Origin of the sequence: Streptomyces sp. NPDC051286, from assembly GCF_044455345.1 — a bacterium.
Taxonomy (GTDB): Bacteria; Actinomycetota; Actinomycetes; order Streptomycetales; family Streptomycetaceae; genus Streptomyces.
Window position 1 is genome coordinate 684230 of the sequence record NZ_JBITER010000001.1, and the last position, 24834, is coordinate 709063.

Genomic DNA, 24834 nt, shown 5'->3' on the forward strand with positions numbered 1-24834 from the left:
GCGCTGCGGATGAGGATCTTCGGGATGGTGCGGGATGTACCACGGACGGTACGGCTGCTGGCCTTGGGAGCCTTCCTCAACGGAGTCGTCAGCTTCACCTTCTTCTATTTCTTCATCTATCTGACCGGACCCCGCGGACTCACCGTGCCGCAGGCCGGAGTGATCGCGGGCATCGGCGGCATCGGCCTGGTTGCCGGTAACTTCACCGGCGGATGGTTCGGCGACCACTACGGTCACCGCCGGATGCTTCTGATGGGCGCGCTGGTGAGCGGCGCGGCGCTCGTCACCCTGCCGGTCCTGCCGGTCGTGGCGGTGTACGGGGTGCTGCCGCTCGCACAGTACGCAGCAGGCGTCGTACGCGCCGCCAACGCGGCCCTCGTCGCCGTCTCCGTTCCCGAGGGCGGCAGGCGCCAGAGCTTCGCCCTGATGCGCGCCGCGAGCAACGCCGCCTTCGCCGTCGGCCCACCGCTCGGCGCGCTGATCGCCGATCGCTTCTCGTACGGCCCGCTGTTCGTCGCCGACGGCCTCGGGACGCTGCTCTTCGCCGCGTACGCATCGAAGGTGCTCCCGGCGCGCGGCACCGTACACACCCGGCCGGCGCACGACCCCGGCGCGCCCGGGCTCTGGCGGGAGCTGCGGGTCAGACCCGCGGTGCCGGTGCTGCTCGCCGCCATCCTCTGCGTCGACTTCGTCTACCGGCAGCAGTACTCCACCCTGCCCGTGTTCCTCGGCGATCACGGCCACAGCGCCCAGTTCTACGGGTGGCTGCTCGCCATCAACGGCGGCGTCATCCTCTGTCTCGAACTCCCGGTGGCGCACGCGCTGCGCCGACGGGCTCCGCTGAGCATCGTGGGCACCGGGCTGCTGCTGGTGGGGCTGGGATTCGCGGCACTGATCCCGGGGGCCGGCGTGCTGCTCGCCGTCACCATGATGGTGTCGCTGACCGCGGGCGAGGTCCTGTACAAGTCCACCGCCACGGCGTACGTCGCCGACCAGGCACCCGGCCATGTGCAGGGCCGCTTCCAGAGCCTGTACGCGGGGGCGTCCATCAGCGGCCAGGTGCTGGCCCCGCCGCTCGGCGGCGCGCTCTACGCGGCCGCGCCCGAGCTGCTCTGGCCGGTGTGCGCGGTGCTGGCCGGCGGTGCGGGCGTGGCGGTGCTGGCGGCGCGGCGGCTGCGGGGGCCGGTGCGCGTGGTGGCGCCGGCGCGGACTCCGGTGCCCGAGCGGCAGGTGCAGCCCGGCTGACCGGGTGGTCCGGGCGGATGGGGCCCCGCCGCGACCATCCGGCGAGACCGGTTGGCTCCGGCGGGTCCCTGCCGGTTAGGTTCGTGTCATGACCGACACGACTTCCCGCACCACCGGCGCCGTCGCCGCCGGCCTCGCCACCATCGCCGGCGACGGTTCCGTTCTCGACACCTGGTTCCCCGCCCCCGAGCTCTCCGCCGGGCCCGGCCCGGCCGGAACCGAACGGCTCACCCCCGACCAGGCCGTGAACCTTCTCGGCGAGGGCGCGGCCAAGGCTGTCGGCGTGGACGCCCGCCGTGGTGTCGAGGTCGTCGCCGTGCGCACGGTCATCGCCTCGCTCGACGACAAGCCGCTCGACGCCCACGACGCGTACCTGCGCCTGCACCTCCTCTCGCACCGTCTCGTCCAGCCGCACGGCCAGAGCCTGGACGGCGTCTTCGGCCTCCTGGCCAACGTCGCCTGGACGTCGCTCGGTCCGGTCGCCGTCGACGACCTGGAGAAGGTGCGGCTGAACGCCCGCGCCGACGGCCTGCACCTCCAGGTCACCTCGGTCGACAAGTTCCCCCGGATGACGGACTATGTCGCCCCGCAGGGCGTCCGGATCGCCGACGCCGACCGGGTCAGGCTCGGCGCGCACCTCGCCGCCGGTACGACGGTCATGCACGAGGGCTTCGTCAACTTCAACGCCGGCACGCTCGGCACGTCGATGATCGAGGGCCGCATCTCCGCGGGCGTCGTCGTCGGCAACGGCTCCGACATCGGTGGCGGTGCCTCGACGATGGGCACCCTCTCCGGCGGCGGCAAGGAGCGCATCGTCATCGGTGAGCGCTGCCTGATCGGCGCCGAGGCGGGCGTCGGGATCGCGCTCGGCGACGAGTGCGTCGTCGAAGCGGGGCTGTATGTCACCGCGGGTACGCGCATCACCCTGCCGGACGGCCAGATCGTCAAGGCGCGGGAGCTCTCCGGCGCCTCGAACATTCTCTTCCGCCGCAACTCGGTCACCGGCGCCGTCGAGGCCCGCCCGAACAATGCGGTGTGGGACGGTCTCAACGCTGTCCTGCACAGCCACAACTAGGAGGGCACTGAAGATCTTGGCCGGGCTCCCGACGCCTTGCACGCACATCTGCGGCGTTGCCAAAACGGCCTGACAGCTCCGCTATGAGGCCGCTTCGGCGCCTTGCAGCCGCACGCACCAGACGCCGCTCGCTGATCCGGCCAAGATCTTCAGCACCCTCCTGGTGCTTTTTTCCGGCAGGGGCAAACGCTGCCGGTCACGGCATCAGCGTGTAGCGGCGAGGAGTTCCTCGTACGCCTTCCGCAGCCCGTCGGCCGCCTCGCGCCCGGCGGGCTGCAGCGGTTCCCGGACCGGTCCGGCGCCGAGCAGCGCCTTGGCCGTCACGGTGCCGGGCAGCCCGGACGACATCATCAGCTCGGCCAGCGGAACGGTCAGCCGGTTGAGCCGGGCCGCCTCGGCGGTGTCCCCGGCGTCGAAAGCGTCCAGGACCGCCCGCAGCTGCCGGGGCGCCACATTCGCGACCGTACTCACATAGCCCGCCGCGCCCACCGCGTACAGCGGCAGGTTGAGCTCCTCGCAGCCCGAGTAGTACGAGAGCGAGCCCGCGCCGATCACCTTCGTCGAGCCGAGCAGGTCGTACGCGCAGTCCTTCACCGCAACGATGCGCGGATGGTCCGCGAGCCGCAGCAGGGTCTCCGGCTCGATGCGGGTGCCGGTGCGGCCGGGGATGTCGTACAGCATCAGAGGAACGCCGGTCGCGTCGGCGACGCGCCTGAAGTGTGCCTCGACGGCGGGCTGCGGCGGTCTGCTGTAGTAGGGCGTCACGACCAACAGGCCGTCCGCGCTTGCCCGTTCGGCCTGCCGGGCCAGCTCGATGGTGTGCCGGGTGTCCGCACTGCCTACCCCGGCGACCAGTGGCACATCTGCGCCGACCGCCTCACGGACCGCGCGCAGCAGCGCGGTCTTCTCGGCGTCGGTGGTGGTCGGGGACTCACCGGTGGTGCCGCTGAGTACCAGGCCGTCGCAGCCGTCGGCGACGAGACCGGCGGCGTGGGCCCCGGCAGCGTCCAGATCCAGCTCGCCGTCGGCGGTGAACGGCGTGATCATGGCGCAGAGGGCGCGGCCGAAGGGGGCTGCGGGGGTGGCTGGGGCTTCAGGGGGTCTCATGTCCGAAGTGTCCGCCGCCCTGACCGTGAAGGTCTACTTAGTTCTGCTTGAGGTGAAGGGGTAGAAATGCTCAACCATTGGTGTGGGGGCCGGGACCGCGGTCTGGCATGATCGAACGCCTACGCGGCAGGCTGATGCGGGGGCGGGTGCACGGGTATGCGGGGACCGGCGGGTATCAGGACGGGCACCGGCGCGCGGAGAGGGGTCGTGGCCGCCTGCTTCGCCGGGGCGCTTGCTGTGACGCTGTCGGGATGCGCCGGATTTCTCGTACCGGCGGGCGAGGGTGAGCCGGAGCCGACTCCGAGCTCGTCGTACACGCCGGGCGTGCACGCGGACAAGCTGGATCCGTCCGACCTGGCCATCGCCCCGTCTCCCGACCGGCCGTCCCCGGGGGGCGTTCCCGGCTCCACCCCCACCCCGAGCGCCATCGTCACCGGTGACTGCCCGTCCTCCGGCGTCGTTGTGGACATGGGTGAGGTGCAAGCGGCGCTGGGCCACCGGGCCGTGTCGCTCACCCTCACCAACTGCGGCAGCAAGCCGTTCCGGGTGGACGGCTACCCGTCCGTGCGGGCCCTGGACGACAAGGGCGATCCGCTGCCGGTTCCGGTGAACCCGGGCTCCTCGTACATGGGGACCGACCGGGGGCCGAAGGAGGTCATGCTGCAGCCGGGGGAGGCACTGAACGCGCTGCTCGCCTGGGTGTCCACCCCGACCGGCGGCGACCTCATCGAGGGTGACGCGCTGGCGATCGCGCCGGCTCCGGGGCTGGAGGCGCGCACGTTCCCGCTGGAGGGGAGCGACGTACGGCTGCTCGATGAGCTGAACATGACCGCCTGGCGAGCCGTGTCGCCCCCGTAGTGCCCCGGGCGGGGATCAGAGGGCGAGCTTGAAGCCCTCGTGGCTGCGGGCGAAGCCCAGCGACTCGTAGAACCGGTGCGCGTCCGTGCGCAGCTTGCCGCTGGTCAGCTGCACCAGCCCGCACCCCCGCAGCCGGGCCCGGCCGACGGCTTGCTTCATCAGCTCCCGACCCAGTCCGCCGCCCCGCCGGTCCGCCCTGATCCGTACCGCCTCGATCAGCGCCCGCTCCTCGCCGTGCCTGCCGAGCCCCGGTATGTAGGTCACCTGCAGGCAGCCCAGCACGGTGTCGCCGTCCACCAGTACCAGCATCTCGTTGCGGGGGTCGCTCTCGATGGCGGCGAAGGCCTTCTCGTACGCCTCGTCGACCACGACCGAGGCCGGGTCGACGACCCGCACCTCGTCGGCGAGGAGCGCGAGGACGGCGGGCAGGTCGGGGCGGGTGGCGACGCGCAGGATCATGCCCTGGAGTCTGGCACGGGCGCCGGAGAGGTCAGGAGCCGGATATTGGCGCGGCCACGTGACCGGGCGGCACGGTGTGCGGCCCCGGACATGCCGCTCAACAGGCGCGGCAGGAGAGGCGTGGGCTCGCGGGGACGACGACGGTCGGGCCGGGGTGCTCGACGGCGTGCTGCATGTGCTGCGCCGTCGGCGTCAGGGGAACCGGGGACTCGTGAACGGTTGACCTCAAGCGGACTTGACGTATCAGGGTGGCCGTCAGCGGTGCACCGCAGGGGTGCACCGGTGAGGAGGATCGCCGTGAGCGAGAGCGTGCAGTTCGTGTCCCGTCCCGACATCGCCCGCAACGACGTGGGCCTCGTCGAGGCCGGCACCTGGGACGTCGGCACCCCCGGGCGGCAGCGGGAGACCGTCGACGCCATCCGCAGGGCGTGGGGCAGCCGGGGCTGGCCGCATCCGGGGCTGCTCGCGTACACCGTGCACGTCGGGGACGACGGGAGGACGCTGTTCCACTACGCGCAGTGGAGCGGCGAGGACGCCCGGCAGGAGTTCGTCCGCAGCGGCCGGGACACCCGCGACGCCGACATCGACGCAGCCGTGCCCGGGATCCGGCGGCTCGGGCCGCACACGTACGAGCTCTACCGCTCCGGGGTGCGGAAGGAGGGCGACGGTCGCGAGCCGGGGTGCATCGTGATCGTCGACGTCGAGTTCGACGGGCCGGACGCGGCGCGTCAACGGGACTGGGTGGACACTGTGTTCGAGGCGCTCGGCACGGACCCGGCGCCGGCCCCCGGCGGTATGTCCGGGCACTTCCACGTGAGCGTGGACGGGGGCCGCGTACTCAACTACGCGGAATGGGTCAGTGCGCAGGCGCACATCGGCGCGCTCGACGCTCCCGGGGACGGCGTCGGGTCGAGGACGCCGCAGTGGGAGCGGGTGCAGTCCTATCCGGGGGTATCCGGCGGCGGCGTGCACCGCTACACACCCGCGCTCAGCCTCCGGGCCGACGGGTAGCGGGCCGGGCGGATACCGCTCACGGCTCGCCACCGTCCTTCTTGCCCTCGGGGCGATGGGGAACGCCACTGTTACGCCGGGCCGCCCGCCGGCGTTTGGACGGGACGGCGCCGAGCGGTCCGGGACGGTGACCGGCGCGGGCACCGGGAAAGATCCATACGGGTAAATTCCTTGATTGTGCAGGGGAGTTGTCGGGGTTCCCCGGTCGGCTCTCCGTCGTCTGTCGCATGAACCAGGCGGCATCGGGCGAAAAGCGTCTACGCTTGGGCGGCCTGAGACCGACCGGCACATGAGGGCGGGAGAAGGTGCGTCCCCGAGCTCCGTGACGCCGCCCCCCATTGCCGGCCGGACTGAAACCCGTCGCCCGAGGAGAACCACCTGATGTCCGCAGAGCGCCCCACCCTGCCGCCGGTACGGCTGCACACAGAGGCGGAGCTGGCACGGGACGCGCTCGTCGCGCCGCTGCTCGCCCGCGCAGTCCGGCTCGCCCGCTGGGCGGGACCGGAGACCCGAGTCGGCGCCGGTGGCGAGCTCGTCGAAGCACAGCTGCCCGCAGCGGCCGAGCACCTCGGGCTGGCGGCGGACGAGGACGGCGCGGCGGAGGCCAGTGAGGCGTGGCGGCTCGCGGTTGACACCGGGCTCCTCGACGTCCACGAACCGGAGGGAGACGCGGAGGAGGACGACGCGGAGGGGACCGTGTCCGCGGGTGAGATGCTGGGGCTGCTGACCGGCGGCTCCCCGCAGGACATCCTCGCGATCTGGCTCGACGGCCTGGAGGCCGTGCTCGCCGATGCCACCGCACCGTTCTTCGACGACCTCGCCGACCTTGTCGGCGAGGACGGCTCGATCGACCTCGACGCCCTGGACTGGGACCCGGAGGCGGAAGCCGAATTCCTCGACGGCGTGCTCGGCAACCTGTACCTGCTCACGGTCGGTGACGGCACCGGCAGCGAGGCACCCGTCCCGCTGCCCGCGCTCGCCGCGTCGATGATCGTGCCCGACGACATGAGCGAGCCCACCGACGACATCCTGGAGCAGGTGTCGGAGGCGATGATGCGCCTCGACGACCAGTTCCGGCTCCTCGAACCGATCGGGCTCGTCGCCTACCAGCCGGTGGACGAGGCGCTGCTCGTCGAGGAGGACGACCGGGCGCAGCCGCCCGCCGACGACGAGGACGTCAGCCGGTACGGCATGGTGAAGCTGACCCCCCTCGGTCTGTACGGCATCCGGGCCCGGATGCTGGCGGCCGGTGTCGACGCCCCCGCGATCGGCGATCTCGCCGACAAGGACGCCGACGCGCTCCTCGGCGGCGTCGCGTACTACCCGGAGGAGGCGGCCCGCAGCGAAGTCGAGCAGTGGCTCGCCCGCCGCGGGGCGGACGGCGCCGCGGCCGAACTGCTGGGCGCCGCTCGCGGCGCGGACCAGCAGGCCCCGCTCCGTCGGCTGCACTGCCAGCAGGCCCTCGCCCTGGTCGGCGCGGAGGCGGAGCCCGCGGTCCGCGCGGTGCTCGACGAGCCGGAGCTGGGCGGCCTCGCCCGCGTCTGGCTCGCGGAGCACGGTGCGGCGGACGTGCCCCCGCCGCCGGAGTCGATGATCTTCTGGCTCGCCATCGACACGATTGCCGCGCAGCTGGAGGCGGCCGGCGACCTGGACGAGCTCCAAGGGCTGGTCGAAGGGCTGTCCGGCCAGCACAGCGGCTTCTTCGACCAGGCGTGGCGGGTGGAGCACCCCGCGACGGCGGACGTCCTGGAGGCGATGGGGCGGCTGCACGGCGACAAGAAGAAGGCGAAGGACGCCCGCAAGGCGGCGTTCAAGGCGCGGTCGCGGTCGGGCGGCTGAAGCGGGACACGGCGGCCCGGGCGGGCGGCTGAGGAAATCACGGCGGTAGTAACGGCCTGGTGCACGACAGAGAGTGGATCAGGCCGTAACCCCGTAAAGGTTCACAGGAAGCGTGCCGTTCGAAGTCGCCTTCAATTCAACCTCCGTTAGCGCAGGGGCGGGAGCGTGAGCCCGCAACCCACCCGCCCCAGCTGCTCCAGGAGTTCGTGATGCCCTTCACGCGCAGGGAATTCACCAAGCAGTCCGCCCTCACCGGCGCCGGCATCGCCCTGACGGGTACCGTCGCCGCCCTGGCCACCGCCCCCGGCGCCCTTGCCGCCGAGGATTCCCGGCAGGGCCACGACGACCCCGGTCACGGTCACCACGACGAGCCCGGCTACGGGCCGCTGCTTCCTGACCCGAAGGGCATGCTCGCGCTTCCCGCCGGATTCTCGTACCGCATCATCACGCACAGCGGTGTCACCAAGCTGGAATCCGGCGAGTACACCCCCTCCAACCACGACGGCACGGCCACCTTCGAGGGCCCGCGCGGCGTCACCCTGCTGGTCAACAACCACGAGCTGAGCGGCACCCGGGACCGCTGGGAGCACCCGGTCCCGCTCGCCGAGGGTCTCGTCTACGACCCGATCGCCGCCGGTGGCTGCACCGTCGTCGAGACCCGCCGCGACGGCCACACGGCCGAGTGGGTCGGCATCGCCGGCACGTCCACCAACTGCGCCGGTGGCGCCACCCCGTGGGGCACCTGGCTCACCTGCGAGGAGACCGAGGACAGGGCCGGCAAGAACGGTCTGCTCAAGGACCACGGCTACGTCTTCGAGGTCGACCCGTACGACAAGCGCGCCAACCGCGACCCGCGTCCCATCAAGGCGTTCGGCCGGTACGCCCACGAGGCCGTCGTCATCGACCCGAAGCGCGGCCACGCCTACCTGACCGAGGACGCAGCCGGTCCCAACGGGCTGCTCTACCGCTGGGTCCCGCCGCACGGCTTCAAGCACGGCCGCGGCCAGCTGCGCACACTCGCCGACGACGCCGGTGTCCTCCAGGCCATCAAGTGCTTCGACAGCAGCGGACAGTTCGTCGACGACCTGTCCCGCGCCACGAAGATCGGCACCGTGTACGGCGTGGACTGGGTCGACGTCGTCGACCGTGACGCCAAGACCGTCTCCGTGCGCAAGCAGTTCGGCAACCAGGACGTCACCCGTGCCCGCAAGCTCGAAGGCATGTGGTGGGGCGACGGCGGCGCGTACATCGTCTCCTCGTTCGCCCGCGCGGAGAGCCCCGTCCAGCACGATGGCCAGGTCTGGTTCTACGACCCGAAGCGCCGCACGCTGACGCTGAAGGTGCTCCTCGGGGTGAACGCCGACCCGTCGAAGGACGGCGCGTTCGACGGCCCGGACAACATCACCGTCTCGCCGTACGGCGGTCTGGTCATCGCCGAGGACGGCGAGGGCATCCAGCACCTCTTCGGGGCGACCGAGAGCGGCCGTACGTACCCGATCGCGCGCAACGAGCTGAACGCGGGCACGGCTGAGAAGCCGGAGTACAGCGAGTTCACCGGGGTCACCTTCTCGCCTGACGGGAAGACGCTGTTCGCCAACATCCAGACGCCCGGCATCATGCTCGCCATCACCGGCCCGTGGAAGCGCCAGCCGAACCGGTAATGACGCCGTGCGGACTGCTCTTGGGTCCCCGATGAAAAGCCTTGGTGCGTCCGGAGGCTGATCCTCTAGGGTGCTGTCCGTGTCCAGGTGCGAAGGCAGGACCTACTTCCAAGGGGGAGATCGCGGGTTCGATTCCCGCCGCCGGTTTTCCGACCGGTGAGGTTCAGGGGAGGAACGCCCTCGTCGGTTCCGCCGACTCCGATCTCTGGTCACAGACAACCTCACGAACTGCATGCACCTCCCGGTGCGCAGGCTGCGGCTACTTCTTCGAAACAAGTTCCGCCGTCGCCGACTCTGATCTCGGGAGGCGCAGCGCCGGTGGTGCCCGGTGCGCAGGCGACGGCTCCTTCATGTGAACTGACGGTTGTGGGTGCACGTCCCGTCCGGCCGCGGCCGGTAGCTCAACTGGGCAGAGCATCAGAAAGGCCCTCGCCGACTTTTGATCTCGGGTACCGCACGCGCTGTTCCTTCCCCGAATGAATTCGGGGGAATTCATCGTGACCCGCTTCAACACCCGTACCGCAAAGCCCCGTGTCGCCTCGCCCGTGCAGTCCACCGGGCGTACCGCGCCCACCCGTCAGGGCGGCCGCGGATATCTTCGCGACAACCGCTCCGAGCTCTTTCTGCTCGCGGTCGCCAATGTTGTTTCGCAGCAGACCTTTTACGAGAGCGCCGAGCAGCGCGACAGCCGTTTCGCGGAGCTGGTACGTATCCTCGCCGTCGGCGACCCCGAGTGGACCGCCGGTCTGCTGGGGTGGCTGCGCCGCGAGGGCGGAATGCGGACTGCGTCGATCGTCGGCGCCGCCGAGTACGTGAAGGCGCGGCTCGACGCGGGTGCCGAGGACGGACCGTCCAACCGGCAGGTCGTCGACTCCGTCCTGCTGCGCGCCGACGAGCCCGGTGAACTGCTCGGGTACTGGACCTCGCGGTACGGCCGCGCTGTGCCGAAGCCCGTCAAGCGCGGGATCGCCGATGCCGTACGCCGCCTCTACCACGCGACGTCGCTGCTGAAATACGACACCGCGTCCAAGGGCTACCGCTTCGGCGACATCCTGAACCTGGTACACGCCGCGCCCGACCCGGAAAAGGAAGGGCAGGGCGAGCTGTTCCGTTACGCGCTCGATCGCAGGCACCACCCGGAGGTGGCGGTTCTGCCCGCCTCGAACCGCATCCTCACCGCCCATCGGGCGCTGATGGAGCTGCCGGTCGAGGAGCGGCGGGCCGTCGTGACCGCACCCGGCGGGGCCGACCGACTGGCCGCGGCGGGCCTGACGTGGGAGGCCCTCGCGGGCTGGCTGCAGGGTCCGATGGACGCCGCGGCCTGGGAGGCGGTCATCCCGTCGATGGGGGCGATGGCACTCGTCCGCAACCTGCGGAACTTCGACGAGGCCGGTGTCTCGGACGAGATCGCCGCCCAGGTGGCGGCGAAGATCTCCGACCCGGCCGTGGTCGCCGCATCGCGGCAGTTCCCGTTCCGCTATCTTGCGGCGTACCGGCACGCTCCGTCGCTGCGCTGGGCCTACCCGCTGGAGCAGGCGCTCGGCCACTCGCTGGCTCATGTCCCCGCCCTGCGGGGGCGGACGTTGATCCTGGTCGACCGCTCGGGCTCGATGTGGTCGCCGCTCTCGGACCGTTCCCGGCTCAACCGGGCAGACGCCGCCGCGATTTTCGGTGCGGCGCTGGCGCTGCGGGCCGACGAGGCCGATCTGGTGCAGTTCGGCACGAACAGCGCACCGGTCGAGTACGGGAAGGGTGAATCCGTACTGAAGGTCCTGGAGCGCTTCGGTGATCTCGGTGACACCAACACCGCGGAGGCGGTGCGCCGGCACTTCCGGAAGCACGACCGGGTACTGATCGTCACCGACGAGCAGGCGTCGTTCTCCTGCGCCGTGGACGCCACCGCGGCCGTGCCGTCCGATGTGCCCGTCTACACCTGGAATCTGGCCGGATATCAGGTCGGTCACGCCCCGTCGGGAAGCGCGAACCGCCACACCTTCGGGGGGCTTTCGGACGCGGCATTCCGCATGGTGCCCCTGCTGGAGGCGGGCAGGGACGCCGACTGGCCCTGGAATCGCTGATGAAGAATCCGGCATCAGTGCGCCCCCAGGAGTGGTCGGGCATGGCGCCGGGCGTTCCCAGGGCGCATACTCAAGGTAATGAAACAGTCAGCCGGATCCCGGCGTCACCTGCCTTCCAGTCCCTTCAACCGCCCGGCCCAGGCGGCCCCACCGGTCGAATTGTTCGATGTGGGCGACAGGGTGTCGCATGACCAGTTCGGACTCGGTCGAGTCCTTGCCGTCGAGGGCGACAACGACGCAGTGCTCATTGACTTCTCGGGGCGACAGGGGAGGATCCTGAGCCCGTACTCCAAGCTGACGAAGCTCTGACGGCCTTCCTCACGAGAGAGGCGGCGAGCACGCGCAGTGTCCGCTTCTCCGCCACGCTCTCCGGTTTCAGGGGCACCTGCACCCGCAGGTGCCCCTGAAACCGTGCCGGAGGCTTTTCGCCGCCCTACAGCGCCTGGGCGGCGGGTTTGACCATGCCGCGGACGGTGCGCGACTTCACGAAGTCGCCCATCGCCGTCATTTCCCACTCACCGGAGAACTGCTTGATCAGCTTCGCCATCATCACGCCGGTCTGCGGCTCGGCGCCGGTCAGGTCGAAGCGGACCAGCTCCTCACCGGTCGCCGCGTCGATCAGCCGGCAGTAGGCCTTGGCGACCTCGGTGAACTTCTGGCCGCTGAACGAATTGACCGTGAAGACCAGCCCGGTCGCCTCCGGGGGGATCCGGCCGAGGTCCACGACGATCACCTCGTCGTCGCCCGCGCCCTCGCCCGTGAGGTTGTCACCGGAGTGCTTGACCGCGCCGTTCAGGATGGAGAGCTTGCCGAAGTAGCAGCTGTCCAGGTGGTTCCGGTTGGGGCCGTAGGCGATCACCGAGGCGTCGAGGTCGATGTCCTTGCCGCGGAACGCGGGCTCCCAGCCGAGCCCCATCTTGACCTGCGAGAGCAGCGGGCGGCCGCCCTTGACCAGGGACACCGTCTGGTTCTTCTGGAGGCTGACCCGGCCCTTGTCGAGGTTGATCCTGCCCGAGCCGGCGGGTGCCGGAGCGGCAGCGGGCGGCGCGGCCGGGACCGGGGGAGCGGCGATCCGCGGGTCCACGGGGGCGGCGGCGGGTACCGGGGGTGCGACCGGCGCGGGCGGCGCGGCCGGCTCCTCCTCGACCGACACACCGAAGTCCGTGGCGATGCCGGCCAGCCCGTTCGCATAGCCCTGGCCGACCGCGCGGGCCTTCCAGGCGCCGTTGCGGAGATAGACCTCTATGACCACGAGCGCCGTCTCGGCGCCCAGCCGGGGCGGGGTGAAGGTGGCGAGGACGCTGCCGTCGTCCGCGTTGCGCAGGGTGGCCGTGGGCTCGATGCCCTGGAAGGTCTGGCCCGCCGCGTCCGGGCTGGCCGTGACGACGATCTTCTCGATGCCGGGCGGCACCGCAGCGGTGTCCACCACGATCGCGTCCGGCGCCGTGCCGCCGCCTGAGCGGTAGGTCACACCCGGGCCCGTGGGCTGGTTGTAGAAGATGAAGTCGTCGTCGGAACGCACCTTGCCGTCGACGGTGAGCAGCAGGCCCGAGACGTCGAGCCGCACCGGCGCGGCGACGTCCACCGCCACACGGGCGGCGGAGAGAGGGATGTTCGAGCCAGGTGTCATAGCGGTCATGCACGGGGTAACGAACGACCTCGCTTTGCCGTTCCCTTACCTTCGGCCGGCTTGGTTACGGGGGTGGCTGCGGGCCGCCCGCTCGTTGCCGTGCTTGTACGCGCCGGTCCAGCGGGCCATGACCAGCTGGGCGTCCCCGGACGCCACCTCGGCGAGGAACTTCTCCGCCCGGCTTCCGCGCAGGGTTCCGGCGGGGCGGCTGTGGTGGGTGAGGGTGACGCTCGCGTCGGCGTGCTGCTCGTACAGGAATCCGGATGGTTTCGGCATGGAACCGCATCCTGCCCGGTCACGGGTGCGGTGTCGCGCGAATATCCTGCCGCGCGTGGGCGAGCGCACCGCGTTCGGGGGACCACGGCCGCGCAGAACGGACAAGGAGCCGGGCCTCCTCCTTCTCCTGTTCTTCAGGGAGCCCGGTCCGTCTCCCCCAGGCACGGCCTGCCCCTTCGTTCCTCCGGCCGGCCGGGTCGGTACGGCCAGATCGGCGGGTTGGTGATGAAGTGTCCGCTGAGGTGGGTATGGTCCGGGTTATCCTGTTCGAGTTCGCGTACCGACGCCCCGCACGGCCTCCCGCTCTTTCACGCCTCGGTCGATGACGGAAGCGGACCGGTGGCGGTGCCCGTCAGCCGCCCCCGCCGGTCCGTGACCAGCAGGACCGCTGTCAGCAGGCCCGCCGCACCGATGAGTGGCAGCAGCACCCGGATGTCCAGCACCGCGACCAGCCCGGCGCCGAGCGCCAGCGCCACCGCGTTCGGCACCATCATCAGTGAGTTGGCGGTCGCGCTCGTACGGCCCAGCACGGCGTCCGGCGTCTCCCGCTGCACCGCCGTCATCGCGGCGATCAGCACACACGGCAGCCCCGCCCCGATCGCGACGCTCGCGACCAGCGCCACCGCGTCGTACGGCAGCGCCCGCAGCCCCACCGCCAGCGCGAACAGGGCGATCCCGGCCGCGGTGAACACCCGCTCCGGCAGGCGCCGCAGCAGTGGACCGGCCAGCAGCCCGACCGCGATCGACCCGCAGCCCTGCACCGCGTACAGCACACCCGCGTACGTGGGGGAGTGCCCGAGCCCGTCGTCGATGACGGCGTAGAGCGCGGCTCCGTTGAGCCCGGCGCACAGCATCGTCACCGCACCCGCCAGCACCAGCGGCCGCAGCACCGGTGACCCCCACACCTGCCGGATCCCCGCCGTCAGTTCGCCGCGCCGGTCCGTGCGGACGGGCCGGGCCGGCTCCTGTACCCGCAGCAGTGCGTAGACCCCGGCGGCCAGGGCGAACGACGTCGCGTCGAGAAGCGCCACCGCGCCGCCGCCGAACCGCGCATAGAGCCCGGCGCCGGTCAGTGGTGCGAGGAGCTTCATGCCCTCGTTCGCGATCATCCGGAACCCGTTGAAGTCGCCGAGGAGCCGGGGAGCGACGGTGTGCGCGACGAGCGCCGACTCGGCCGCGTCCATCAGCACACCGCTCACCCCGTACAGCACGAGCACCGCGAAGAGGATCCAGATCCGCCCCGCCGAATCGATCGCGAGCAGCGAGGTGAGCAGCCCTGCCATGGTGAGATTCGCCCAGATCAGCAAGGGTTTGCGGGGTACCCGGTCGGCGACCGCGCCGAGTGCGGGACCGGTCAGCACAGGAAGCCACATGGCGAACACGGCGAGCGCCGCGAGACTGTTCGACCCGGTGAGGGACTTGACCCAGATCCCGCCGGTGAGCCACATCGCGGATGTCCCGAAGCCGGAGACCACCACCGCCGTCAGATACAGCCCGGCGTTGCGGTCCCGCAGCACCTTTCCTGCCGCCGACCCTGTCATTGCGCTCCCCGTACCTCGTTGACCTGCGGTTCCGTTACGGACTCATGCTGGCGACTAAGGGCGGGCCGTGACATCGGGCAGATGCCCTACACCGGGGTTGCGGGACGTTCCGACGACCAGAACAAGAGCTGACACGGACGTCCGTCACGTCACGGCCGACACCGCGGCGGCCGGGGCCGGCGGCGGTCCGGGCCGCGCCCCGTCGCCGGTCCCTCCCCTGGCAGAGAGGCAGCACCACCGTGTCGCCCACCCGCTGACCGGCGAATCGTCAACAACCTTTCCGGACAACAGTCGTTGGGCGTCCACCGGCCCACGGATCCCCTCGGTGCGAAGTGATCACATGGTTGTGGCAAGCGGTTAATATGCCGCCGTCGTGTCCATCGCACCACACCCGTCCGAGGGGATTCCGCGTTGCGTCACTCACTGCTTCCCGCCCTGTTCTGCACCGGGCTCGTCGCCGCCACCAGCCTGCTCACCGGCACGGCCGCGACCGCCGCCGCTCCCATCCCGTCCGCCGGCCCCACCTCTTCCGCCGCCGAGGCGACTGCCCAGGCCACCGGCATACGCGAACGGCTGGACCGGATACCGGGACTCACGGTCGTCTCGCAGACCACCAAGGAGGGATTTCCCTACTACACCCTCACGCTGACCCAGCCGATCGACCACGAGCACCCGGACCGCGGCACGTTCGAGCAGCGCCTCACGCTCTGGCACAAGTCGGAGACCGCGCCGATGGTTCTCTACACGGGCGGCTACTCGCTCTCCAGCTCCACCCGCGAGATCACCAGGCTTCTCGACGCCAACCAGGTCAGTATCGAGCACCGCTACTTCAGTCAGTCCCGACCCGCGACGGTCGACTGGAACGACCTGAACGTCCAGCAGGAGGCGAGTGACGAACACGCGGTCGTCCAGGCCCTCAAGACGATCTACGGGGCCAAGTGGCTGGGCACGGGCGCGTCGAAGGGCGGGATGACGCAGGTCTACCACGAGCGCTTCTACCCGGACGACCTGGACGCGGTCGTCGCGTACGTCGCACCGAACGACGCCGCCAACAACGACGACAGCGGCTACGAGAAGTTCTTCGAGACCGTCGGCACCCCCGAATGCCGGGCCGCCCTGAACGCCGTGCAGCGCGAGATGCTGGTCCGGCGGGACCGGATGCTGCCCCGCTTCGAGGCCACCGCCGAGGAGCAGGGCCTCACCTTCCACTACCTCGGATCGGCCGACCGGGCCTACGAGTTCTCCGTACTGGACCAGGTGTGGAACTTCTGGCAGAGCGGTACGTACACCGACTGCCCGGCCATCCCCGACGCGAGGACCGCCACCGACGACGAGCTGTACACCTGGTCGCTGGGGCACGGACTCAGCCCGTACGCCGACCAGGGCAACGGCGCCGAGGGCAGCGGACCGTACTACCGGCAGGCCGCCGCCCAACTGGGCTGGGCCGACCTCAAGTTCAAGCATCTGGCCGACGTCCGGCACTACCCCGGCATCTATCAGCCCAACTCGGTGCTTCCCGCCGGCATGCGGGTCGGGTACGACGGGCGCACCATCAAGGACGTCGACCGCTGGGTCGCCACTCGCGGCGAGCGGATGATGTTCGTCTACGGACAGAACGACCCGTGGAGCGCCGAGCGGTTCAAGCCGAGCAAGCACGACTCGATGCTCTTCGAGGCACCGAACAGCAACCACGGCGCCCTGATCTCCAAGCTGAATCCCGAGGACCGGGCCGCTGCCGAGGCGACCGTGAAGCGGTGGGCGGGCCAGTGACGTCCCACCCACCGCGGCCGATCGGTGACCCCGGTCAGTCGTAGTGAGGTCCGAGGCGGTGCAGCGGCAGTACGTGCCGTCGGGGCCGCTGCCCGTCTCGGCCGGCTCGACACCCGTGCTGTCGCCCGCGCAGCGGACGCACGGCTTGATGTGAAGTGGAGGAGCGTCGCGCTGCTCGAGGCCATGATCCGGATCCTGGCAGACGCAGCCGGCCCTCCGCGCCCGGCTATCTCACCCCTTGAGCGCCGCCTTCATCATCTTCTGCGCGATCGGCGCAGCCAGCCCGTTGCCGCTGACCTCCGAGCGGGCCGAGCCCGAGTCCTCCACGACCACGGCGACCGCGACCTCCTTGCCGGTGGACTTCGACTTCGCGTACGAGGTGAACCAGGCGTACGGCGTGTTGCTGTTGCCCACGCCGTTCTGCGCGGTGCCCGTCTTGCCACCGACCTCCGCCCCGTCGATCCGGGCGTTGGTGCCGGTGCCCTGCTCGACGACGGTGACCATCGCGCTGCGCATCTGCTCGGCGGTCGAGGCGGAGACGACCCGCTTCGTGTCGCCGTCCGCGAAGTCCTGCAGGGTGTTGCCCTTGGAGTCCGTCACCTTCGACACCATGTGCGGGGCCGCCAGCTCACCGCCGTTGGCGAGGGCCGAGGAGACCATGGCCATCTGCAGCGGGGTCGCGGTGACCTCGAACTGGCCGATGCCTGTCAGCGCCGTCTGCGCCTTGTCCATCCCCGACGGGTAGACGCTCTCCGAGGCGCGCACCGGGACATCCAGCTTCTGCGTGTTGAAGCCGAACTTCTCGGCCATCGCCCGCACCTTGTCCTGGCCGAGATCGGCGGCGGCCTTCGCGAAGACGTTGTTGCAGGAGTACTGGAGCGCCGTGCGCAGCGTGGCGTTCTCGCAGGGTGCGGACGCGTTCTCGTTCCTCAGGACCGTGGTGGTGCCGGGCAGCGTGTACGGGTCGGGGCTGTCCGTAGGCTCGTCGACGGAGCCGTAGAGACCGTCCTCCAGCGCGGCCGACGCCACCACCAGCTTGAACGTCGAACCGGGCGCCAGCGGCTGCCGCAGAGCACGGTTGACCAGCGGCTTGTCCTGGTCGGAGAGCAGCTTCTGCCACATGTCGCCGTCGTTCGTCCCGCTGATCTTCGACGGGTCGTACGAGGGGGTGGAGACCATTCCCAGAATCTTCCCGGTCGCGGGGTCGATCGCGACGGCCGCGCCCTTGTCGTTGCCGAGCGCCTCGTACGCCGCCTTCTGCACATCCGGGTCGATCGTCGTCAGCACACTGCCGGGCGCGGTCTGCTTGCCCGTCACCACGTCGACGGGGTTCTTGAGCCGGTCGTCCGTGCCGTCGAGCACATGGCTGTAGATCCCCTCGAGCTGGGTGGCGCCGTACGCCTGCGAGCTGTACCCGGTGACAGCGGCATAGAGCTCGCCCTGCGTGTACGTGCGCTTGTACGCGAGATCGCTGCCCTGGGTCCTCTTCGATCCGGTGACCGGTGATCCGGCCACGATGATGTCACCGAGCGGCTGCGCGTACTGCGCGATGGTTTTCCGCCGGTTGTGGTCGTTGTCTGCGAGCGCCTTGGCCTGGAACGCCTGCACCCAGGTCGCCCGCCCCAGCAGGGCGAGGACCAGCAGCAGGCAGAAGACCGCGGTGTGCCTGATTGTTCTGTTCATCCCACTGGGGGGACGAGCGACGGCGTCCGGCGCGTTCCCGTCTGTGCCGCTTCTCACCCATTCTTCATACTGCGAGCCACGGGGCCCGGGTCAGCCGGGCGTGATGAACCCCGACTCGTACGCCGTGATCACCGCCTGAGTGCGGTCCCGGGCTCCGGTCTTCGCCAGCACTGCCGCCACATGCGTCTTCGCCGTGGCAGGCCCCACCCGCAGCCGCTCCGCGATCTCCGCGTTGGTCAGCCCCGCCGCCATCAGCCGCAGCACGTCCGCCTCCCGTTCGGTGAGCCGGGCCACCCAGGGAGGTGCGGCGGACGCCTGCCGCCTGCCGTACTCGGCCGCCAGTCCCCGTACCGCCGACGGGAACAGCAGGGAGTCGCTGCGCGCGATCAGCCGCACCGCCTGGACCAGGTCCTCGGCCGCCGCGCGCTTCAGCAGGAAGCCCGCGGCTCCGGCGCGCAGAGCGTCGTACACATAGGAGTCGTTCTCGAAGGTGGTGACGACGACGATCCGCGGTGGCGTGTCGAGCGAGGCGAGGATCTGCTCGGTGGCGCGGATCCCGTCGATCTCCGGCATCCGTACGTCCATCAGCACCACATCGGGGCGCAGCTCCCGCACGACGGAGACGGCCTCGGCGCCGGTCGCCGCCTCGCCGACGACCCGCAGGCCGGGTTCGGCGTCGAGGATGGCGCGCAGAGCTGTGCGGACCATGCGTTCGTCGTCGGCGACCACGACCCGGATGTCGGTGTTCATCGCTTCTCCTGTGCGGGGATGTGCAGGGGCAGCCGGGCGGTCAGCCGCCACCTGTCGTCGTGCGGTCCGGCCTCGGCGCGGCCGCCGAGCAGGACGGCCCGTTCGGCGATGCCGCGCAGCCCGCGGCCGCCGCCGGGCCGCACCACCGGTGCCCGCCCGGGCAGCGGGTTGTCCAGAGTGATCTCCAGCTCCTTGTCGCACACCGCGATCCGCAGCTCCACCGGGGCCGCCCGCCCGCCGTGCCGCAGCGCGTTGCTCAGCCCCTCCTGCACGATCCGGTACGCCTCACGGGACACGGCGGCGGGGACCGTGCCCGGATCGACCCGGGCGATGTACGACACGGGAACTCCGCAGCGGGCCAGCAGACCGTCCAGCGCGTCGAGCGCCGGTCCCGTCGGCCCGTCCTCCCTCTCGTCCCCTTGTCGCAACAGGCCCAGCACGGAGTCGAGTTCACCGACCGTGCGCCGGGTGGTCTCCTCGATCGCGGTCAACGCCTCGCGTACGAACTCCGGGTCGCTGTCCAGCACCCGGCGGGCCGCCCCCGCCTGGAGCGTCACGGCGCTGAGCGCGTGGCCGACCGAGTCGTGCAGCTCCCGGGCCAGCCGGTTGCGGACCGCCAGGTCGGCCGCCCGGCGTTCGGCGGCGGCCAGCCGGTCGTCGGGGGTCGGGCCCAGCAGCACCGGAGCGCGGCCGGCCAGCAGCGCCCCGGCCGCCGCCGCGCAGCCGGCCAGGGCGACCAGCATCGCAAGACCGGCGAACGGCGCCAGGGCCAGCACCCACGGCCGGGTCAGTGCCCGGGGCAGATCGAGCACCGCCGAGTTCCGTACGGAGGAGAGGAACGGCAGCGTCATCACGGTCACCGCGAAGGGTGTCAGCGCCAGCGTCATCCCGCTGATGACGGCGCCGAGCGCCAGATGCAGTGTGAACCAGCCCGCGGTCCGTACCCTCGCCTGCCGGGTCCTGGCCGGACCGTCGGCGAGCCGCTCCGCGGGGACACCGCACAGGGCGCGGACCGCGGCCACCGAGAGCGGCCGGGCGAGCGGGAAGAGACCGGTGACCGCGGCCATCGGCAGGGCGTACCCGAACGCGGTCAGTTGCAGTGGCAGCGATGTGAAGGCGCCGCCGTCGCGGTTGTACGTGCCGACGATCACAGTGCCGACCAGGAAGTGCGGCATCAGCAGCGCGCCGCCGATGATCAGATGCAGCCAGCGCAGCCGGGCCTGCCGGCCGAGGAGCAGGGTCACGCGGACGGCCCCGCCGCTTTCGTCGCCGCAGCGCGTTCCGCGAAGAAGTAGGCGCCCAGGGTGGCGACCAGGATCCCGACCAGCATCTGCACAGCGTAGGTGAGTTGCATCCCGGCCGCGGGCCGGTCGGCGATGTTGTCGAACGGGCCCAGCGCGGCGATGCACAGATAGCCGCCCCAGCAGCCCAGTACCCCGGAGCCGCTCCAGGCCAGCGCGAGCGGAACCTTGAGGGCGAGTGCACCGCGGCGGCGGAGGGCGAGCAGCAGGACACCGGCGACGGTGACGGCCGTGAACACCGTGTAGACCGCTTCGAGGGCGTAGAAGTCGCTCGTACGGTCCGCGATCCGGGTCTCGTTCAGACCGGCGGTCGATCCGGTCGCCCAGAGGAGATGGACGGTGCCGGGCACGAGCGCGAGCAGCGAGGCCACGACCGCGACGACCCGCAGTGCCGGTCCGGTCGGGCTCGGTGGCAGGTCGCTCAGCGTGCCCTGCCACAGATGACCCCAGCGTTCCCTGGCGTACAGGACGAACAGGGCGCCGAGGGTCAGGCCCTGGACGATGAAGCCGGTGTAGACGACGCCGAAGACCCACTCGTCGAGGAAGGCGCGCCCGTCCCCGCCGGACCCGGCGGTCGTCCCGCCGAACGCCTTCACCAGCAACTGCAGCGGGAAGCCGGTCATGATCGGCAGCAGCAGCCCGGTCGCCACCCAGATCGGCACGGTGAGCAGCCAGGCCGGGACCCGTCGCCCCCATGCCTGGGTGAGCAGCAGGGCGAGGACGACGACCGTGCAGTCCAGCAGCACTGACGCACCGTTGGCGACGAGCATCGCGGTGCGGTGGTGGAGCAGTGTGCTGCCGGCCGGGATGCCGACGTGACTGCCCGCGATCCAGGCCGCCTTGAGCACGATGTACGGCAGGCAGGAGGCGATCGCCAGGGGGCGGAGGACGGTGCGGGCCAGGCCGGTGGGCGCGGGCTGCGCCGGTACGGTCCGGGCGGCGTGCGCCATCGGTGTCTGTGTCATGACATCCACGTTCGCGCGCCCCGTCCGCCCGCGCGTCCTGCCGGGCGATGATCCGCCTCCGCCGCGCGGCGGAGACGGCCCTCACCCGCTGCTCACGGCCCCCCACGACACGGAGTGGGCTCCCTGTCGCGGGGGAGGCCGTCAGTCCAGCGTGAAGAGCAGTTCGTCGGTCAGCTCGCCGCGGGCGTGCGCGAAGCCCCGGTCCTTGCCCGTGACGATGAAGCCGCACTTCCGCAACACCCGCACCGAACCGGCGTTGTCGGCCGCCGCCCGGGCATGCAACGGCCGTTCCGGTACGGCGTCCAGCAGCGCCCGGAGCGCGGCGGTCGCGAACCCCCGGCCCCAGTGGGTCCGATCGATCCAGTACGCGACCTGCCGGTCGCTCTCGGACCCGTACACCCCGGCGTTGCCCACCACCTTGCCGTCGGCGAGCACGGTCCGCATCACCATGGTGCGACTGTCCAGGATCCGGGCCCAGTGGGCCTCGAACGCGGGCCGGTCACCAAGGTCCTTACTGGTGAACGCAGCTGTCCGCACCGACTCCGGGTCGGACATGTACGCGAAGAACAGCGGCAGATCGCTGTCGCGCACCTCGCGCAGCGTGATCTCGGGCGCGCCCACGGGTCAGAGCCTACGGGTGGCGAGCGTCAGCCGGTCCCGCGCGTCGAACAGCGCGTCCTTGACCATCTGCTCGTGCGCCGGGGTGAGCCGGGCGACCGGCACCGAGCAGCTGATCGCGTCGCGCGCCGGGGTGCGGTACGGGATCGAGACGCCGAAGCAGAGCAGCCCCAGGGTGTTCTCCTCGCGGTCCACGGCGTACCCCTGCTCGCGGATGAGGTGCAGTTCCTCGATCAGCTTCTCGCGGTCGGTGAGGGTGTGCTCGGTCAGCGCGGGCAGTGTCTCCGGCAGCATTTTGCGGACCTGCCCGTCGCTGTGCGTGGCCAGCAGCGCCTTGCCGAGCGAGGTGGAGTGGGCGGGCAGCCGGCGGCCGACACGGGTGAAGGGGCGCAGATAGTGCTGGGACTGGCGGGTGGCGAGGTAGACCACGTTCGTACCGTCGAGACGGGCGAGGTGGATGGTCTCCGTGGTGTCGTCGGAGAGCCGGTCGAGCGTCGGGCGGGCGGCCGCGACGACCTCGTCGCCGTCGATGTACGAGGTGCCGACCAGCAGCGCCCGGACGCCGATGCCGTACCGGGTCCCTGTCGCGTCGGTCTCCACCCAGCCCAGCTCGACCAGGGTGCGCAGCAGCATGTAGAGGCTCGACTTGGGGTAGCCGACGGCCTCCTGCACGGCCGCCAGCGAATGCATGCCGGGGCGCCCGGCGAAGTACTCGAGCAGCTCCACCGTCCGTACCGCGGACTTGACCTGGGCCCCGCCTGATTCGGCAACCGACATCGCCCTCGCCCCTTCCAGCCCACTTCTTGCCAACGCTGAATGCCCGGAAATAGGGTCCCTCACATATTCATGATCAGGAACTGCGTTCAGAATACCGAACAACTTCTGATGTGTGGCAGAGGCCGAGCCGAAAGGAAACACGGTGGCAGCAGCACCAGTCTGGAGCGTCGACCCCCGCACCGGTAACCCGCGTGAGCAGGTTGCCGTGGAGGCTACGGCGGAGGAGGTCGACCGTGCGGTCCGGGCCGCACATGCCGTACGCGATGCGCTCGCCGACCGCACCGTACGCGCCGCGTTCCTGCGTACCGCGGCGGATCTGCTCACCGAGGCCGGGGAATACGTCATCGAGGCCGCCGACGCCGAGACCGCGCTCGGACCGGCCCGGCTCACCGGTGAACTCGCCCGCACCGCCGCCCAGTTGCACGCGTTCGCCGAGGTCGTCGACGAGGGCGCCTTCCTCGACATCCACATCGACCACGCGGACGCCACCCGGACCCCGCCGTGGCCAGACCTGCGCCGCTACAAGATCCCGCTCGGCGTCGTCGCCGTCTACGCGGCCGGCAACTTCCCGCTCGCCTTCTCCGTCCCCGGCGGCGACACCGCCAGTGCCCTGGCGGCCGGCTGCCCGGTCGTCGTCAAGGCACACCCGGACCACCCCGCCACCTCGGAGCTCTGCGCCTCCGTGCTGCGCCGGGCCGCCACGAAGGTCGGGCTGCCCGAGGACGTACTGACCCTGGTGCACGGATTCGAGGCGGGTGTCGAGCTGATCAAGCACCCGCTCGTGGCCGCTGCCGGGTTCACCGGATCCATCCGCGGCGGGCGGGCGCTGTTCGACGCCGCGGCCGCCCGGCCGGCCCCGATTCCGTTCCACGGCGAGCTCGGCTCTCTCAACCCCGTCGTCGTCACCGAGGCGGCCGCCGCCGAGCGCGGCGAGCAGATCGGTGCCGGGCTCGCGGGCTCGATGACCCTGGGCGCCGGCCAGTTCTGCACCAAGCCCGGCTTCGTCCTGGCCCCGGCCGGCGAGACCGGCGACCGACTGCTGAAGGCGCTGACCGACGCGGTCAGCGACAGCGAGGCCGCGGTCATGCTCGACCACCGGATGCGGGACGCCTTCGTTGCAGGCGTACGCGAACGGGCCGAACTCCCCGACGTGGACGCCCCGGTCACTCCCGGCGCGGGCGGCGACCACACCGTCTCCGCCGGCTTCCTGACCGTTCCGGCAGAGCTGCTCGCCACCGAAGGGCCGCACGACGCGCTTCTGGAGGAATGCTTCGGCCCGGTCACCGTCGTCGCCCGCTACGCCTCCGAGGACGAGATCACCGCCATCCTCTCCCGGCTCCCGGGCAACCTCACCGCCACGCTCCAGATCGCCACGGAGGGCGCCGACGCCGACGCCCCCGGACTCCTCGCGGCCCTCACCCCGCTGGCCGGCCGGGTCCTCGTCAACGGTTGGCCGACCGGAGTCGCCGTCGCCCCCGCCCAGCACCACGGTGGCCCCTACCCGGCCACCACATCCACCTCCACGTCGGTCGGCGCCACCGCGATCGAGCGCTGGCTGCGCCCGGTCAGCTACCAGACGACCCCGGAGGCCCTGCTGCCGCCGGAGCTGCGCGAGGACAACCCGCTGGGCCTGCCGCGCCGCGTCGACGGGCATCGCGCCTGACCGTGAACCCTCCCGAACCCGCCCTTTGAACTGCGGACGTTCGGACCCGAGCGCCGGGCGGGCTGGGTGTGCGGGGTTGCCGCGTGCGGTGGGTTCGGGTCCGCGGGGTGGGCGGTTTTGTCCTCAATCACCGGACGGGCTTGATTGGTGCCCCGGTCCGGGGCGGGGGTTTTGTCCTCAAGCGCGGGACGGGCTGGGTGTGTGGGGTTGCCGTGTCCGGCGGGGTTCGGGTCCACGGGGTGGGCGGTTCCGTCCTCAATCGCCGGACGGGCTTGATTGGTGCCCCGGTCCGGGGCGGGGGTTTTGTCCTCAAGCGCCGGACGGGCTTGATGTGTGCGTCTGGCCCCTGGTGGCACCGCCGCGCTGCCCGGTGGGGGGTGGTCCGGGGCCCCTCCGGGGTGTCTCCTCGGGCGACGAACGTTCGGCGGGTACGCGAGGGGAGCCCGGGTCTTTGTTCGTCGCCCTGCGGGGACTCCCCTGCACGGCCCCGGACCGGCCGTCGCGCGTCCGCGGCCCGGTGCGCCTCT

General features: G+C 71.2%; 21 protein-coding genes. 10 read left to right on the forward strand and 11 right to left on the reverse strand.

Annotated elements, in window-relative coordinates; all coding sequences use genetic code 11:
- Positions 1–9 precede the first annotated feature (9 nt).
- Together ACIBB8_RS03090 and dapD are read left to right on the forward strand one after the other, a co-directional pair.
- Positions 10–1245, forward strand: coding sequence for an MFS transporter (locus ACIBB8_RS03090; protein WP_398948675.1), 1236 nt, complete (start codon positions 10–12; stop codon positions 1243–1245).
- 88 nt (positions 1246–1333) lie between these two features.
- Positions 1334–2320: a 2,3,4,5-tetrahydropyridine-2,6-dicarboxylate N-succinyltransferase gene (gene dapD / locus ACIBB8_RS03095; protein WP_398948676.1), complete on the forward strand. Its 987-nt coding sequence runs from the start codon at positions 1334–1336 to the stop codon at positions 2318–2320.
- Between the two features lie 204 nt (positions 2321–2524).
- Here dapD and dapA read toward each other — a convergent pair whose 3' ends face one another.
- Positions 2525–3427, reverse strand: coding sequence for a 4-hydroxy-tetrahydrodipicolinate synthase (dapA, locus tag ACIBB8_RS03100; protein ID WP_398948677.1), 903 nt, complete (start codon positions 3425–3427; stop codon positions 2525–2527).
- A 207-nt stretch (positions 3428–3634) separates the two neighbouring features.
- Between dapA and ACIBB8_RS03105 the strand changes: the two genes are divergently transcribed.
- Complete coding sequence (locus tag ACIBB8_RS03105) at positions 3635–4285, forward strand: DUF4232 domain-containing protein (RefSeq protein WP_398948679.1); 651 nt, start codon at positions 3635–3637, stop codon at positions 4283–4285.
- Between the two features lie 15 nt (positions 4286–4300).
- Here ACIBB8_RS03105 and ACIBB8_RS03110 read toward each other — a convergent pair whose 3' ends face one another.
- Complete coding sequence (locus ACIBB8_RS03110; protein WP_398948680.1) at positions 4301–4744, reverse strand: GNAT family N-acetyltransferase; 444 nt, start codon at positions 4742–4744, stop codon at positions 4301–4303.
- Between the two features lie 297 nt (positions 4745–5041).
- Between ACIBB8_RS03110 and ACIBB8_RS03115 the strand changes: the two genes are divergently transcribed.
- The 5 genes from ACIBB8_RS03115 (at position 5042) to ACIBB8_RS03135 (ending at position 11642) form a co-directional block, all read left to right on the forward strand.
- Complete coding sequence (locus ACIBB8_RS03115) at positions 5042–5755, forward strand: antibiotic biosynthesis monooxygenase (protein WP_398948681.1); 714 nt, start codon at positions 5042–5044, stop codon at positions 5753–5755.
- A gap of 381 nt (positions 5756–6136) precedes the next feature.
- Positions 6137–7594, forward strand: a complete 1458-nt coding sequence (locus ACIBB8_RS03120) for a hypothetical protein (protein ID WP_398948682.1) — start codon at positions 6137–6139, stop codon at positions 7592–7594.
- Positions 7595–7803: 209 nt separating this feature from the next.
- Positions 7804–9255, forward strand: a complete 1452-nt coding sequence (locus ACIBB8_RS03125; RefSeq protein WP_398948683.1) for an alkaline phosphatase PhoX — start codon at positions 7804–7806, stop codon at positions 9253–9255.
- Between the two features lie 497 nt (positions 9256–9752).
- The gene (locus ACIBB8_RS03130; protein WP_398948684.1) at positions 9753–11333 is read left to right on the forward strand and encodes a TROVE domain-containing protein; all 1581 of its coding nucleotides are present in this window, start codon (positions 9753–9755) and stop codon (positions 11331–11333) included.
- Positions 11334–11411: 78 nt separating this feature from the next.
- Positions 11412–11642: a hypothetical protein gene (locus tag ACIBB8_RS03135; RefSeq protein WP_037711258.1), complete on the forward strand. Its 231-nt coding sequence runs from the start codon at positions 11412–11414 to the stop codon at positions 11640–11642.
- Between the two features lie 124 nt (positions 11643–11766).
- Here ACIBB8_RS03135 and ACIBB8_RS03140 read toward each other — a convergent pair whose 3' ends face one another.
- The 3 genes from ACIBB8_RS03140 to ACIBB8_RS03150 all read right to left on the reverse strand — a co-directional run bounded on the left by ACIBB8_RS03140 (position 11767) and on the right by ACIBB8_RS03150 (position 14780).
- Positions 11767–12972, reverse strand: a complete 1206-nt coding sequence (locus tag ACIBB8_RS03140; protein WP_398948685.1) for a TerD family protein — start codon at positions 12970–12972, stop codon at positions 11767–11769.
- Between the two features lie 36 nt (positions 12973–13008).
- On the reverse strand, positions 13009–13239 hold the full coding sequence (locus tag ACIBB8_RS03145) for a hypothetical protein (RefSeq protein WP_398948686.1): 231 nt from the start codon (positions 13237–13239) through the stop codon (positions 13009–13011).
- Between the two features lie 308 nt (positions 13240–13547).
- Positions 13548–14780, reverse strand: a complete 1233-nt coding sequence (locus ACIBB8_RS03150; RefSeq protein ID WP_398948687.1) for an MFS transporter — start codon at positions 14778–14780, stop codon at positions 13548–13550.
- Positions 14781–15191: 411 nt separating this feature from the next.
- On the opposite strand from ACIBB8_RS03150, the gene ACIBB8_RS03155 reads away from it, so the two are divergent.
- Positions 15192–16550, forward strand: a complete 1359-nt coding sequence (locus ACIBB8_RS03155) for a S28 family serine protease (RefSeq protein WP_398948688.1) — start codon at positions 15192–15194, stop codon at positions 16548–16550.
- Positions 16551–16781: 231 nt separating this feature from the next.
- Here ACIBB8_RS03155 and ACIBB8_RS03160 read toward each other — a convergent pair whose 3' ends face one another.
- The 6 genes from ACIBB8_RS03160 to ACIBB8_RS03185 form a co-directional block, all read right to left on the reverse strand.
- The gene (locus ACIBB8_RS03160) at positions 16782–18233 is read right to left on the reverse strand and encodes a peptidoglycan D,D-transpeptidase FtsI family protein (protein ID WP_398948689.1); all 1452 of its coding nucleotides are present in this window, start codon (positions 18231–18233) and stop codon (positions 16782–16784) included.
- A 90-nt stretch (positions 18234–18323) separates the two neighbouring features.
- Positions 18324–18983, reverse strand: a complete 660-nt coding sequence (locus tag ACIBB8_RS03165; protein ID WP_398948690.1) for a response regulator — start codon at positions 18981–18983, stop codon at positions 18324–18326.
- Positions 18980–20227, reverse strand: coding sequence for a sensor histidine kinase (locus tag ACIBB8_RS03170; protein ID WP_398948691.1), 1248 nt, complete (start codon positions 20225–20227; stop codon positions 18980–18982). Before ACIBB8_RS03170 ends, ACIBB8_RS03165 begins: the two co-directional genes overlap by 4 nt.
- Positions 20224–21249 (reverse strand): hypothetical protein, encoded by a 1026-nt coding sequence (locus tag ACIBB8_RS03175; protein WP_398948692.1) that lies wholly within the window; start codon positions 21247–21249, stop codon positions 20224–20226. Before ACIBB8_RS03175 ends, ACIBB8_RS03170 begins: the two co-directional genes overlap by 4 nt.
- Positions 21250–21390: 141 nt before the next feature.
- Positions 21391–21870: a GNAT family N-acetyltransferase gene (locus ACIBB8_RS03180; RefSeq protein ID WP_398948693.1), complete on the reverse strand. Its 480-nt coding sequence runs from the start codon at positions 21868–21870 to the stop codon at positions 21391–21393.
- 3 nt (positions 21871–21873) lie between these two features.
- Positions 21874–22644 (reverse strand): IclR family transcriptional regulator, encoded by a 771-nt coding sequence (locus tag ACIBB8_RS03185; RefSeq protein WP_398948694.1) that lies wholly within the window; start codon positions 22642–22644, stop codon positions 21874–21876.
- Positions 22645–22786: 142 nt separating this feature from the next.
- Here ACIBB8_RS03185 and ACIBB8_RS03190 point away from each other — a divergent pair, with 142 nt between their 5' ends.
- Positions 22787–24307 (forward strand): aldehyde dehydrogenase (NADP(+)), encoded by a 1521-nt coding sequence (locus tag ACIBB8_RS03190; RefSeq protein ID WP_398948695.1) that lies wholly within the window; start codon positions 22787–22789, stop codon positions 24305–24307.
- Positions 24308–24834 lie beyond the last annotated feature (527 nt).

Bases quoted from the DNA above. Each gene is read 5' to 3' on its own strand.
- ACIBB8_RS03090 (WP_398948675.1), top strand. From the start codon at position 10: ATGAGGATCTTCGGGATGGTGCGGGATGTACCACGGACGGTACGGCTG.
- dapD (WP_398948676.1), top strand. From the start codon at position 1,334: ATGACCGACACGACTTCCCGCACCACCGGCGCCGTCGCCGCCGGCCTC.
- dapA (WP_398948677.1), bottom strand. From the start codon at position 3,427: ATGAGACCCCCTGAAGCCCCAGCCACCCCCGCAGCCCCCTTCGGCCGC.
- ACIBB8_RS03110 (WP_398948680.1), bottom strand. From the start codon at position 4,744: ATGATCCTGCGCGTCGCCACCCGCCCCGACCTGCCCGCCGTCCTCGCG.
- ACIBB8_RS03120 (WP_398948682.1), top strand. From the start codon at position 6,137: ATGTCCGCAGAGCGCCCCACCCTGCCGCCGGTACGGCTGCACACAGAG.
- ACIBB8_RS03125 (WP_398948683.1), top strand. From the start codon at position 7,804: ATGCCCTTCACGCGCAGGGAATTCACCAAGCAGTCCGCCCTCACCGGC.
- ACIBB8_RS03135 (WP_037711258.1), top strand. From the start codon at position 11,412: ATGAAACAGTCAGCCGGATCCCGGCGTCACCTGCCTTCCAGTCCCTTC.
- ACIBB8_RS03140 (WP_398948685.1), bottom strand. From the start codon at position 12,972: ATGACCGCTATGACACCTGGCTCGAACATCCCTCTCTCCGCCGCCCGT.
- ACIBB8_RS03145 (WP_398948686.1), bottom strand. From the start codon at position 13,239: ATGCCGAAACCATCCGGATTCCTGTACGAGCAGCACGCCGACGCGAGC.
- ACIBB8_RS03150 (WP_398948687.1), bottom strand. From the start codon at position 14,780: ATGACAGGGTCGGCGGCAGGAAAGGTGCTGCGGGACCGCAACGCCGGG.
- ACIBB8_RS03160 (WP_398948689.1), bottom strand. From the start codon at position 18,233: ATGAACAGAACAATCAGGCACACCGCGGTCTTCTGCCTGCTGCTGGTC.
- ACIBB8_RS03165 (WP_398948690.1), bottom strand. From the start codon at position 18,983: ATGAACACCGACATCCGGGTCGTGGTCGCCGACGACGAACGCATGGTC.
- ACIBB8_RS03175 (WP_398948692.1), bottom strand. From the start codon at position 21,249: ATGACACAGACACCGATGGCGCACGCCGCCCGGACCGTACCGGCGCAG.
- ACIBB8_RS03185 (WP_398948694.1), bottom strand. From the start codon at position 22,644: ATGTCGGTTGCCGAATCAGGCGGGGCCCAGGTCAAGTCCGCGGTACGG.